12 protein-coding genes and 1 tRNA gene are annotated in these 12,508 nt (G+C 66.6%); 8 read left to right on the top strand and 5 right to left on the bottom strand.

Features of this window, described 5'->3' with window-relative positions:
* Positions 1–1,668, bottom strand: coding sequence for an arginine--tRNA ligase (locus tag BM197_RS10095; RefSeq protein WP_090711069.1), 1,668 nt, complete (start codon positions 1,666–1,668; stop codon positions 1–3).
* Positions 1,669–1,772: 104 nt separating this feature from the next.
* Here BM197_RS10095 and BM197_RS10100 point away from each other — a divergent pair, with 104 nt between their 5' ends.
* The 3 genes from BM197_RS10100 (at position 1,773) to BM197_RS10110 (ending at position 3,775) form a co-directional block, all read left to right on the top strand.
* Complete coding sequence (locus BM197_RS10100) at positions 1,773–2,387, top strand: hypothetical protein (RefSeq protein ID WP_090711071.1); 615 nt, start codon at positions 1,773–1,775, stop codon at positions 2,385–2,387.
* Between the two features lie 128 nt (positions 2,388–2,515).
* Positions 2,516–2,588 (top strand) — tRNA-Arg (locus BM197_RS10105).
* A 128-nt stretch (positions 2,589–2,716) separates the two neighbouring features.
* Positions 2,717–3,775 carry a DUF4037 domain-containing protein gene (locus BM197_RS10110; protein ID WP_090711074.1) on the top strand — a complete coding sequence of 353 codons (1,059 nt, stop codon included), beginning with the start codon at positions 2,717–2,719 and terminating at the stop codon, positions 3,773–3,775.
* Positions 3,776–3,814: 39 nt separating this feature from the next.
* Here BM197_RS10110 and BM197_RS10115 read toward each other — a convergent pair whose 3' ends face one another.
* The gene (locus tag BM197_RS10115; protein WP_090711076.1) at positions 3,815–4,651 is read right to left on the bottom strand and encodes a DUF3097 domain-containing protein; all 837 of its coding nucleotides are present in this window, start codon (positions 4,649–4,651) and stop codon (positions 3,815–3,817) included.
* Positions 4,652–4,796: 145 nt separating this feature from the next.
* Here BM197_RS10115 and BM197_RS10120 point away from each other — a divergent pair, with 145 nt between their 5' ends.
* Both BM197_RS10120 and BM197_RS10125 read left to right on the top strand, forming a co-directional pair.
* On the top strand, positions 4,797–6,857 hold the full coding sequence (locus BM197_RS10120; RefSeq protein ID WP_090711079.1) for a TPM domain-containing protein: 2,061 nt from the start codon (positions 4,797–4,799) through the stop codon (positions 6,855–6,857).
* Positions 6,858–6,900: 43 nt separating this feature from the next.
* A complete protein-coding gene (locus BM197_RS10125; RefSeq protein WP_090711080.1) occupies positions 6,901–7,689 on the top strand; it encodes a PspA/IM30 family protein in 789 nt (262 codons plus the stop codon).
* Positions 7,690–7,826: 137 nt separating this feature from the next.
* Here BM197_RS10125 and BM197_RS10130 read toward each other — a convergent pair whose 3' ends face one another.
* Positions 7,827–8,579 (bottom strand): gamma-glutamyl-gamma-aminobutyrate hydrolase family protein, encoded by a 753-nt coding sequence (locus BM197_RS10130; protein WP_090711082.1) that lies wholly within the window; start codon positions 8,577–8,579, stop codon positions 7,827–7,829.
* A gap of 147 nt (positions 8,580–8,726) precedes the next feature.
* Between BM197_RS10130 and BM197_RS10135 the strand changes: the two genes are divergently transcribed.
* The 3 genes from BM197_RS10135 to BM197_RS10145 all read left to right on the top strand — a co-directional run bounded on the left by BM197_RS10135 (position 8,727) and on the right by BM197_RS10145 (position 11,029).
* A complete protein-coding gene (locus tag BM197_RS10135; protein ID WP_090711084.1) occupies positions 8,727–9,545 on the top strand; it encodes an arginase family protein in 819 nt (272 codons plus the stop codon).
* 69 nt (positions 9,546–9,614) lie between these two features.
* Positions 9,615–9,995, top strand: a complete 381-nt coding sequence (locus tag BM197_RS10140) for a Fe-S oxidoreductase (protein WP_090711086.1) — start codon at positions 9,615–9,617, stop codon at positions 9,993–9,995.
* An 8-nt stretch (positions 9,996–10,003) separates the two neighbouring features.
* Positions 10,004–11,029: an LLM class flavin-dependent oxidoreductase gene (locus BM197_RS10145; protein WP_245762487.1), complete on the top strand. Its 1,026-nt coding sequence runs from the start codon at positions 10,004–10,006 to the stop codon at positions 11,027–11,029.
* A 6-nt stretch (positions 11,030–11,035) separates the two neighbouring features.
* Here the strand turns inward: BM197_RS10145 and BM197_RS10150 are convergent, their stop codons facing one another.
* Positions 11,036–11,863, bottom strand: a complete 828-nt coding sequence (locus BM197_RS10150; RefSeq protein ID WP_090711088.1) for an aldo/keto reductase — start codon at positions 11,861–11,863, stop codon at positions 11,036–11,038.
* Between the two features lie 164 nt (positions 11,864–12,027).
* Positions 12,028–12,501, bottom strand: a complete 474-nt coding sequence (locus BM197_RS10155) for an SIP domain-containing protein (RefSeq protein WP_090711090.1) — start codon at positions 12,499–12,501, stop codon at positions 12,028–12,030.
* Positions 12,502–12,508: the final 7 nt, after the last annotated feature.

Here is a 12,508-nt window from a genome sequence, read left to right on the forward strand (position 1 = left end):
TTACATCCGCTCTGGGGCCGACACCCCGAGCAGATCGAGTCCGTTGCGGACCACCTGGCCCGTCGCGTCGTTGAGCCACAGCCGGCTGCGGTGCACGTCGCCGATCGGCTCGTCACCGAGCGGGATCACCCGGCAGTTGTCGTACCAGCGGTGATACAGGCCGGCGACCTCTTCGATAAACCGCGCGACACGGTGCGGCTCCCGCAGCTCGGCCGCCTGGGCAACGATGCGCGGAAACTCCTGCAGCGCGCCGAGCAGAGCTGACTCGGTTTCGTGCTCGAGAAGTTCGGGAACGAAAGCGCTCCGGTCGACTCCGGCGGCCTCCGCGTTGCGGGCGACCGAGTGAGTGCGGGCGTGGGCGTACTGCACGTAGAAGACCGGGTTGTCGTTGCTCCGCTTGCGTAGCTGCTCCGGGTCGAGGGTCAGCGGGGAGTCCGCCGGGTAACGCCCGAGCGAGTAACGCAGTGCGTCGGTGCCGAGCCACGCCTGGAGGTCGTCGAGCTCGATGATGTTGCCCGCGCGCTTCGACAGCTTGGCGCCGTTGACACTGACGAGCTGCCCGATGAGCACCTCGATGTCCTTGGTGGGGTCGTCACCAGCTGCACCGGCGAGCGCCCTGAGCCTGTGCACGTAACCGTGGTGGTCGGCGCCGAGCAGGTAGATCTTGTGCGCGAATCCCCGATCGGATTTCGACAGGTAGTACGCGGCATCCGCGGCGAAGTAGGTGTAGATGTTGTTGCCGCGGCGGATCACACGGTCTTTGTCGTCACCGAAATCGGTGGTGCGTACCCAGACCGCGTCGTCCTGGTCGAAGACGTGACCCTGCTCGCGAAGGCGTTCGACGGCGTCATCGACGGCACTTCGACCCGTCTCAGGGTTCGTCGCGTGAAGTTCCCGCTCCGAGAACCAGACGTCGAAATGCACGTTGAAGCTCGCCAGCGACTTCTCGATCTCGACCAGTTGGAGCTTGTACGCGAGTTCACGGGCGGTGGCGACGGCTTCGTCGGCGGGCAGCTCGAGGAGGTTCGGCTCGATCTCGAGCACCTGGCGGCCCAGCTCAGCGATGTACGCGCCTGGGTATCCACCCTCCGGCGTCTCCTCGCCCTTGATCGCAGCGAGTACGGATGCGCCGAAGATGTCCATCTGGCTGCCTGCGTCATTGATGTAGTACTCGCTGGCGATTTTCGCGCCGGACGCGCTCAGCACACGGGCGATCGAGTCACCGAGTGCGGCCCAGCGGGTGTGTCCGATGTGGAGCGGTCCGGTCGGGTTGGCTGAGACGAATTCGAGATTGATGGACTGTCCGGCGAGCGACGTGTTGTGCCCGTACGTGTCTCCGGCCTCGACGATGACCTTCGCGAGGGCACCGGTCGCTGCCGCGTCGAGACGGATGTTGAGGAACCCGGGACCAGCAACCTCAGCGGTAGCGACGCCGGGGACCGAGGCGATGCCTTCAGCGAGCTCGGCGGCCACCTCGCGAGGGTTCGCGCCGATCCGCTTGGCGATCCGCATGGAGATGTTCGATGCCCAGTCACCGTGGTCGCGGTTGCGGGGACGTTCGAGGACGACGTCGTCGCGACTGATCTCTGCTCCGGCTCCTGAGCGGCGGTTCTCCGCGAGCGGCACGACGAGTTCGAACAGGGCAGCGGCAAGGTCGTCAGGAGTCACATATCCGATTCTATCCGGAGCCGTGAATGCGCCCCGCGCGGCGTGTGCACGATTCCGACTGTGACTGTTGTTATGGTCGAAGCATTCCCCACAGAGAGACTCACATGGCTTCCACGATCGCCCGCCCACGCGCACTCCGCCCGCTCGCCGTCGCCACCGCGATTCTCGGCTCCGTCCTCCTCGCCGGTTGCACGCCGGCCCCAGCGTCGACCGCGACGCCTGCGCCGTCCGAGACAGGACCGGCACTGCCGAGCGCGACCCCGGAACCGGCGCCATCTGCGTCACCTGTCGTGAGCCAGCCGGTCGAGATCACCTGCGATGAGTTGCTCACACCCAACGACATGTACGAGTTCAATCCGAACGTCAGCCTGATGCCGGACGGCACGCCGAAGTCAGGCACCGCAGCGAGCGAGATCGCCGCCATGAACGGCCTCACCTGCCAGTGGGTCAACAACACGAGTAACACCACGATCGACGTGGCCGTCGCCAAACTCAGCGAGGACGAACTCACCGACCTGAAGAACCGCGCCGTGACCGAGAGCCAGCAGGTGCCGACTTATGCCGCTCCCCCCGTCGAGGGATACTTCACTGTGGTGGAGAACGAGGGCGAGGCACAGGTCTTCAGCGGTTCGTACTGGGTGACCCTGCGCGCTGTCGACTTCGTCGAGCCAGGCGATGCCGAGCAGCTTGCTGAGGCGGCCATCGCACACCTGTCGTAGGGGTATCGCCCCGCGCGGGTCGTTTTGCTTCGCGCGGGTGTCGAAACGCCCGCGCCGGGCCGGAACACCCGCGCGACTCGCGAAACGGGGATTTGAGCGCGCAGAATTCTGATAGTTTTGTGATGCACGCCTTCGTAGCTCAGGGGATAGAGCGTCGGTTTCCGGTACCGCAGGTCGCAGGTTCGAATCCTGCCGAGGGCACACCTTTCTCCACACCGGACCGTTCAACGGTCGTTCTCGCGGCGATGTCGGCTAGCGCTGAAGGCCGTCGTCTCGCCTGCCCGGCCGATAGCGCCGCCTGGTGGCGGTAAGGCCGCCAAGTTGGCACGATGACGATCATGACCCTGTCAGGCACCGAACTCGCCCGCGACTACTACCACGACGTCGTCGCACCCCTGATCGAAGCGCGATGGCCCGGGCTCCCCCACGCCGCCGGACGACTCGGAGCCGGCTCCGACGTGCTCGGCCTCGACGACGAGATGTCGCGCGATCACGACTGGGGGCTCAGGCTCACGCTCCTGGTGGCCACGGATGTCGTCGCGCCGATCCGTGCGCACCTCGCCCAGAGTCTCCCGGCCCAGTACCGCGGGCATCCCACACGGTTCGCGACCACGGGGCATCCGCTCCCCACCTCGCAGGTCGAGGTGACGACGGCTGAGCACTTCGCCTTCTCGCGGCTCGGTGTGAACGCCGGCGACCTTGCTGCCGGGGACCTTGCGGTAACCGACTGGTTATCGCTGACCGGGCAGTCGGTCCTCGAGGTCACGGCCGGAGAGGTCTTCACCGACTCGGCGGGGGCTTTCAGCCGGATCCGGGAACAGCTCACCTGGTACCCCGACGACGTGTGGCGCTACGTCCTCGCCGCTGACTGGGCCCGGATTCGCCAGGAACTGCCGTTCATCGGCCGAGCCGGGATACTTGGGGATGACACCGGGTCGCGTCTGATCGCCGCTCGGGTCGGTGTCTCGATTATGCGGCTCGGCTTCCTGCTCGAACGGCGCTGGCCCCCATACTCCAAGTGGCTCGGCACCGGGTTCTCTACACTGCGGGGGGCCGGCGGCGCCCAACCGGCGCTCGCCAGGGCTCTCGCCGCCGGCCGGTGGCAGGACCGCGAGGCGGCTCTCGCCGATGCCCTCACCGTCCTGCACGACCTGCAACGCGACCGCGGACTCCCCGAGGCCGACGCCGTCGTCGGGCCGTTCTACGAACGGCCGTTCCTCGGGCTTGGCCCGGTGCCCGAAGCACTTCTCGACTCGATCACCGACGAGCGGGTACGCGCCCTGCCACCCGGTGTCGGTTCGATCGAGCAGGTGTCGGACAACGTGGATGTCCTCACCTCTCCGACGCGTCGCCGTGCCGCGATGACGGCCATGTTGTCGACGCCGTGAGCCGGCCGGCCGAGGTCTTTCGGATGGTGGCTTGAGGGGTCAGGGAGCTGTGACGAAGTCGATGAGCTCTTCAACCCGGCCGAGGAACGCCGGCTCCAGGTCCGAGTAGTTGCGCACGCGGCCGAGGATCGCCTGCCAGGCCCGCGCAATGTCGGCCTGGCTTTCGTTCGGCAGCCCAAGGGCGGCACAGATGCCCTTCTTCCACTCGATCGACCGCGGGATGTCCGGCCACTCCTTCAGGCCGACCCTGGCGGGCTTCACCGACTGCCAGACGTCGATGTACGGATGCCCGACCACGAGGACGTTTCCTCCGTGACTGCCGCGCATCACGGCATCCGCGATCCTCGACTCTTTCGACCCCGGGACGAGGTGGTCGACGAGGACGCCCACCTTGCGCTTCGGGGTTGGGGCGAAGTCGGTGATGATCGCGGCGAGGTCGTCGATGCCGCCGAGGTATTCGACGACGACACCCTCGACCCGGAGGTCGTCGCCCCACACCTTCTCGACGAGTTCGGCGTCGTGACGTCCTTCGACATAGATGCGGGAGGGCAGGGCGACCCTGGCGCGGGCATCAGCGACGGCGAATGAGCCGGATGCCGTCCGCGTCGGACCGGCCGCCTTCTTCTTCTGCGGCGCGACGAGGATCACCGGTTTCCCGTCGATCAGGAACCCGGCGCCGAGTGGGAACATCCGGCGTTTGCCGTGGCGATCCTCGAGCTGGACGGTCTTGCCTTCGATCCCGGTGACGGCTCCGCACCAGCCGGTCGACGCCTCTTCGACGACGAGGTCGATTCGCGCCTCCTGCTCGAGCGGAGGAGGCGTTTTACTTGCCCGCCAGTTGGTCGCGAGCACATCGGATCCGTAGCGGTCGTTCATCACCCGGGCAAGGATAGCGGCGATTGGATAGCACAGGAGGATGCCACGCGGCGACCCCACGGGCCTCACGGCGACTCTCTGGACGCGCTCAGCCCGGCAACCCTAGACTCGCAGGTGTTCTCCACCGACGACAGAAGGCGGGCAGATGCGGGCACGCTCACTCTGGGCTCTTTCGGCAGTGACTGCCGCGCTTGTGCTGGGAACTCCCGCTGCTGCGTTTGCCACCGACCCGGTTCAGCTCGGATCCGGGCGTGTGCTCGACGAGGCCGGGGTCCTCACCGGATCGGACACCACTGAGATCGAATCGGCGATCGACTCCCTCAACAACGAATCGGGTGCGGACCTCTGGGTCGTCTACGTCGACGAGTTCACCAATCCGAGCGATGCCGCCGAGTGGACGAATTCGACCGCCGAGGCGAACGGTCTCGGACCCTCCCAGTACCTGCTGGCAGTGGCCACCGAACAGCGCACCTACTATCTCTCTGGCGCGACCGACGGGCCGGTGAGCAATGAGCAGCTCGCCCAGATCGAGCAGCAGCTCGTGCAGCCCCGATTGAGCGACGACGACTGGGCGGGCGCAGCTGTCGCCGCGGCAACCGGGCTCGGCAACGCCATCGCCGGGGAGGATGTTGCGGCATCCGGTGGCGGCGGTGACGGGGGCGTGTCGAACTCTGTGGTGTGGCTGGTGATCGGCGCGATCGTCGTGATCGGGATTATCGTGATCGCCGCCACCCTGCGCAGGCGCAACAAGAAGAAAGCGGTCGACCCGCGCGCCGGAGAACCAGCCGAACTCGCCGCAGTCGAGACAGCCGATCTGGAACGTCAGGCCGGAAGCGCCCTCGTCGAAACGGACGACGCCGTGAAGACCAGCCAGGAGGAACTCGGTTTCGCCCTGGCCCAGTACGGTGAGGAAAGCGTCACCACGTTCCGCACGGCGATCGACTCCGCGAAGGAAGCCCTGTCGCGTGCGTTCACCATCAAGCAAAAGCTCGCCGACGCCGAACCGGACACCGAACAACAGGTGCGCGCGTGGAACGCCGAGATCATCCGGCTGTGCATCGACGCCAACGACGCGCTCGACCGGGAGGCCGAAGCATTCGACGAACTGCGGCAGCTCGAGAAGAATGCCCCGGCCGCCGTCGCCGCGCTCCGCGCGGAGCACCAGCAGGTGACGGAGCGCCTCGGGGCGGCAGCCGCAGGCCTCCAGTCGCTTTCGGCACGCTATGACGCTGCCTCACTCAGCACCGTCGCAGACAACGTCGAGCAGGCGCAGGAACGACTGGCCTTCGCCGCCGAGAACCTGGCGGCAGCCGACGAAGACATCGCAGCCGGCCAGTTCGGCCAGGCTGCCGTCGACATCCGCGCTTCGGAGGAGGCCATCGACCAGGCCGCGATGCTGTTGAATGCCATCGACAGGCTCGGTGCGGATCTTGACAAGGCGCAGGCGTCGATCTCGGATGCCATCGGCGATCTGCGCAGTGACCTTCAGCTGGCGAGGTCACAGCCGGACCCTGACGGCTCGCTCGTCAACGTGATCCGCGCGACCGAGACCGCGGTCGCGGAGGTGGAGCAGAAGCGCACAGGAGCGCACAACCCGCTCGATCTGCTCCGTCAGCTCGAAGCCGCGAACACGTCCATCGACGGGATTCTCCAGCAGGTCCGGGACGCCCAGGCGCAGCTCCAGCGGGCTCAGTCCCAGCTTGGTCACGCGCTCTCCTCCGCCGGCGCACAGGTTTCGGCCGCCGAGGACTACATCACCGCTCGCCGGGGTGCCGTTGGCGCCGATGCACGGACACGGCTGGCCGAAGCGGGACGCAACCTGGTGCAGGCGCAGCAGCTGGCGGCATCCGACCCGGTCTCAGCCCTGACCTACGCGCAGACCTCGAATCAGCTCGCCCGCGCCGCGATCGATTCAGCCCAGGCGGATGTCTCCGGTTTCGGGATGCAGCCGGGCGGCTACGGCCCGATGGGCGGCGGAATGATGGGGGGCCAGCAGCAGTCGGGCGGCGGCATGATGGGCGCCATCCTCGGCGGCATCCTCATCAACTCGGTGCTCAGCGGCGGCGGTCGGTCCGGCGGAGGGTTCGGCGGATTCGGTGGCGGCGGATTCGGTGGCGGGTTCGGCGGGGGCTCGCGCAGCGGCCGCAGCGCAGGGAGTTTCGGCGGGGGCGGCACACGTTCCCGACGGGGTGGCGGCCGTTTCTGACGGCCGATAGACAACACAGATACCGATCGAGAGGAAAGAATTCATGGCAAAGCAATCGATCTTCGGGCGCATCGCCCAGCTGGCGAAAGCGAACATCAACGCACTCATCGACCAGGCCGAAGACCCCCAGCTGATGCTGGACCAGATGGTCCGCGACTACACCAACAGCATCGCCGAAGCGGAGAGCGCCATCGCTGAGACGATCGGGAACCTGCGCCTCCTAGAGGAAGACCACCACGAGGACATCCGGGCGGCGGGCGACTGGGGCAACAAGGCCCTCGCTGCGAGCCGCAAGGCGGACGAGTACCGTGCCTCAGGCGACACGTCAGACGCCGACAAGTTCGACAACCTCGCCAAGGTGGCCCTGCAGCGCCAGATCACCTCGGAGAACGAGGCGAAGATGGCCGAGCCGCAGATCGCGTCGCAGACGCAGGTCGTCGACCAGCTCAAGAACGGCCTCAACGGCATGAAGCAGAAGCTCGAGCAGCTCAAGTCGAAGCGCAGCGAGCTCATCGCGCGGTCCAAGACTGCTGAAGCGCAACGGAAGGTCGCTGATGCCGTCAAGAGCATCGACATCATGGACCCGACGAGCGAGGTCAGCCGCTTCGAAGACAAGATCCGTCGCGAGGAAGCGAAGGTGCGTGGCCAGCAGGAGCTTGCCGCATCGAGCCTCGACGCGCAGTTCGAGTCGCTCGAAGACATCGGTGAGCTCACCGAAGTCGAGGCCCGCCTCGCAGCGATGAAGTCCGGCGGCCCCTCCCCCGTCTCAGGCGGGCAGCCGCAGCCCGCGGTCGAGGCGACGCAGAGCGCTCCGTACACTCCCAACCAGTAATCGGCTCGCCTTCACTCCTGGAGGCGAGGCAGGTTTAGCAGGACATCGCACGGTTATCCGGCCGACTCCTCCGATTCGGTCCGGATAACCGTGCGATGTCCTGTTTTGCGTTCGAGCGGAAAACGAAAGGATGCCTGTCAGGCGCTCTCGAGGACCGCGCCGGCCTGCGCGGCGAGGCCGTCGAGCAGCACGCGCAGTTGCCCTACCGGGGCGAGGAGAGCTTCGGGGTGCCACTGCACACCGGTGATCGGAAGGGAGTCGTGCTCGATTGCCTCAATGTGGCCGTCGTGGGCCCACCCGACGGCGCGGAGCCCGTTGCCGAGCCGGTCGACGACCTGGTGGTGCGCGCTCTGCACCACGATGTGGTCTCGGCCAAACCGCTCACCGAGGATGCTGCCCGGCTCGAGCCGGACGGGGTGCTCGACGAGTGCGTACTCAACGGGCAGGTCGATGTTGCGATGCCCGGCATCGTCGACGTGCTGCAGGAGCGTGCCGCCGAGGGCGACGTTGATGACCTGGTGGCCCCGGCAGATGCCAAGCACGGGGAGGTGGCGGGACGCCGCCCGCCGGACCAGCTGGATCTGGGCGGCATCCGCCACTTCGAAGTGATGCCCTTCGCCCTCGTATCCCCGCTCGCCGTCGTAGAACTGGGGGTCGATGTCTTCGCCGCCCATGATGACGACGGCGTCGGCGTTCTCGGCGGCCTGCAGCAGCCCGTCGACGCCGATGTCGGCGGCGGACACCTGGGAGACATCCCAGCCGGAAACCCGGGCCTCAGCAGCGGCCCGGTCGATCATGGTACGCACGTACGCATCGTAGGCGGGTGAGTGCTCGCGCTGGGCGGTCACTTCAACCATGAGGAGGCGGCGGTCGCCGGCGCGTTCGGTCATGCCTGCCTCCCTTTCGCCGTTCGTGGTCAGGGACCATTCTGCCCTGCCGGGGCCGCGTCTCGCCATGGGCACCGAAACAGGCCGCAATACGCGGTCGAGTGGCGCGCCTGCCTCGCGTCGCGTGCGTGAAAACCGGATACTAAGACAATGGCGACTTTCGTGGTTGTGCCCGCGTGGCAGGGTTCCGGTTCCTCTCGCGCGATGCGCCTTATCGACGGGGCTGAGGCGATCCGCGGTGACCTCCCCTCCTCTGCGACCCAGATCGTCGATGTACCGACTGAAGCGGGCGAGTCGCTCGAAACCGGGGTGAATCGCCTGTCGTCGCTGCGGATCATCCGGGATCGCCAGGAAGCAGCGCTCCGTGCCGCCACCGGCCCCGTCATCACCGTCGGAGGAGGATGCTCCGTTGAGCTCGCCGCCGTCGACTCCGTTCTCTCAACGGGCGACGACACGTGCGTTCTCTGGTTCGACGCCCACCCGGACCTGAATACTCCGGCTGACTCCCCGTCCGGATCGTTCGACGGCATGGTGCTGCGCGCGTTGATCGGCGAGGGGATTCCGGAACTGTCGCCGAAGACGCCGCTCTCGCCTGAGCGCCTCGTGATCATCGGCGCTCGCGACATCGACCCCGGTGAGCAGGAGTGTCTCGACAACTCCCGCATCCGCACCCTCTCGGTCGAGGATGCGACGCCCGCCGCGCTCGTCGACGCGGTGACGGCATCCGGAGCGAAGCGGGTCTACGTGCACGTCGACCTCGACGTTCTCGACCCGGCCGACATCGCCGGCACCGACTGGGCCGAACCGTTCGGCCTGCCTGCCGCGACGCTCGTGGAACTGATCGGGGCTGTCCGAGCCGAGTTCGAGCTTGCCGGCGCCGGCATCACCGGTTTCGCTCCGGCGAGTTCGGCTCATGCAGTCGACGACCTCGGCACCATCCTGAGAATTCTCGGCGCTCTCGCACGCTGAGAACACCGGCCATGCGACCGGCCGGTAGCCTCGGAGCATGACGGACACCGCACACCCCTGGAGCGAACGATGAAGCGGATGCTCTTCGACTCTCCGGTCAGCCGCCTCGGCTACCTCTACGCCAACCTCGTCGGGTTGGTCTGGGGCTCGATCTGGTCGACAGGTCGGGTACAGCGACGCAACGGGCTGTGGATCTTCACCGGGATGCCGAACTGGACGTTCGGGCGAGGCGGTTCGTGTGTCGGCGGCTGTTACCTCACCGGCACGAACGTCTCGGACGATGTGCTCGAGCACGAAGCCGTGCACAAGCGGCAGTGGCAGCGGTACGGCATGCTGTTCCCCCTGTTCTATCTGGCCGCTGGCACCAATCCGCTCAAGAACCGCTTTGAAATCGAGGCCGGGCTTGAGAAGGGCGGCTACATCCGCCCGGCGAGGCGTGGACGCCAGTAGGTCACCTCATGAGCATGCAACTCGGTGTCTACACGTTCGGCGATATCCCGGCCGACGGGCTGGTCTCCCCCGAGCAGCAGCTCAGGGAGACGATCGAACGAATCCGCCTCGCAGACGAGGCTGGGCTGGACTGGTTCGGCGTCGGCGAACACCACCGGCCGGAGTACTCGATCAGTTCTCCCGCGACCGTTCTTGCGGCGGCGGCGACCGTGACGAAGAGCATCCGGCTCTCCAGTGCTGTCACTGTGCTGTCCACCGAAGACCCGGTGCGGGTGTTCCAGCAGTTCGCGACCATCGACCTGCTGACTGGCGGGCGGGTTGAACTCGCTGCCGGCCGTGGGTCGTTCATCGAGTCGTTCCCGCTGTTCGGGGCGAATCTCGCCGACTACGACGACCTGTACGAAGAGAAGCTCAACCTGCTGCTCGAGCTCAACGCGAACGAGCGGGTGACCTGGCGTGGCCGGTTCCGTCCTGCCCTCGACAACGCGCTGATCCTGCCGCGGCCGCACGCCGACAAGCTCGACATCTGGATCGCGACCGGCGGCAACCCTGAATCGTCGATGCGCGCCGGATACCTGGGCCTGCCGATCAACTACGCCGTCATCGGCGGTTATCCGGAGCAGTTCGCGCCGTTGGCTGCGCTGTACCGGGAGGCCGGCCAGAAGGCTGGGCACGATGCATCCGCCCTGAGAGTGGCTGTCTCCGGACCGGGCTTCATTGCGCCGACAAGCCAGGAGGCGAAGGACACTCTCTATCCGTACTGGAAGACGTCGATGACGAAGATCGCGGCTGAACGCGGCTTCACCGCCCCCAGCCGGCTCGGTTACGACACCCAGACGGCGAAGCGTGGGGCGATTTTCGCCGGCAGCCCGAACGAGGTCGCCGACAAGATCGTCGCCCTGCACGGGCATCTCGGTTACGACCGTCACTGCCTACAAATGGACTGGTCTGGTGTGCCTCACGCCCTCGTTATGCGGTCAATCGAATTGTTCGCTACCGAGGTGCTGCCCCAGGTTCGGGCTGCCCTCGGCTAGTCCTCGCTAGTCGAGGTCATCCGGGTCGCGCCCGGTGCGTTCCCCTGAGGCCAGGGTGGCAATGCCCGTCAGGTCGGCGTCGTCGAGCTCGAAGCCGAAGACATCGATGTTCTCGGCGATGCGCGCCGGCGTGACCGACTTGGGGATGACGACATTACCGAGCTGCAGGTGCCACCGGATCACCACCTGTGCAGGGCTCACACCGTGCTTCTCTGCGATCAGGTCAAGGGTGGGGTTGTTGAGGATGCCGCCTCGGGCAAGCGGAGACCAGGCCTCCGTCACGATGCCGTTCGCGTCGTGGAACGCCCGGGCTTCACGCTGCGGCAACCACGGATGCAGCTCGATCTGGTTGACCGCAGGGACAATGCCGGTCTCGGCGAACAACCGGTCCAGATGGTGAGGATGAAAGTTGCTGACGCCGATCGAGTTGACTCGCCCTTCGGTCTGGAGCCGCTCGAGCGCCCGCCAGGTTTCGACGTACCTGTCCTGCGTCGGGGCGGGCCAGTGGATGAGATAGAGGTCGAGCAGGTCGAGGCCGAGCAGGTCCATGCTGTGCTCGAACGCCCGCAGCGTGTTGTCGAAACCGTGGTCTGAGTTCCAGACCTTGGTGGTGACGAAGAGCTCGTCGCGGTCGATGCCCGACCGGCGGATGCCCTCCCCCACGCCTCGCTCATTGGCGTACAGGGTCGCCGTGTCGAGGTGCCGGTACCCGGCCTCGATGGCCGTGGTGACGACATCGACGACGGATCCCTCCGGCACTTTATAGAGGCCGAGCCCCAGCTGCGGGATCGTGTGTCCGTCATTCAGGGCGAGAGCAGGAAAGTCGGAGGCCATCGCCCCATTATGGCGGGAAGGCTCCGCTTCTGCCCCTCCGACGCATCCATCCAGGCGGCCAGCCCCCGAGTGGTTCCGGTGACGCTAAAGCCCCTTATGGGGCGCTATTCGGGGTCTTTGCGTCACCGGAAGCTCACTGCGGGGTGGCGAAACGCCAGAACGGGTCAGCGCGAGACGCCGAGGCGGTAAACCGGAGGAGTCTGGATGACGTCCTCAGACACTCCAAGGTCGGCCGTCAAGTAATCATGGGCCTCGGAAACTCCACGGTAGTGACCTCCGAGCCACACGTGGATCTCTTCGGGGTTCTCGCAGAGCATCTCACCAGCCCAGGCACGCACGGCGCGGGATGCCGCCTCGCCTGGAGCGCAACTCCGACCGGACCCGGGAGCACCGGAGCGGTCGGAACGCGGCAACCAGGTCACCGTCATCCGCGGTGGCACCTGAAGGGTACCGATATCGTCTGCAGACCCCACCTCGACGAACACGCGACCGGTCGCACAGAGCGGAAGGGTCGTCAGCATCGCTTCGAGTTCGGGAAGTACCGTTTCGTCACCAGCGATGAGGAACTGAACACGGTGCTTGTGGTTCGCTTCATTGGCTCTGTGACCGGTGTGGTCGGAGCGGGTCTGTCGGGTCATCTCCCTC

This window comes from Mycetocola miduiensis (assembly GCF_900115155.1).
Taxonomy (GTDB): Bacteria; Actinomycetota; Actinomycetes; order Actinomycetales; family Microbacteriaceae; genus Mycetocola_A; species Mycetocola_A miduiensis.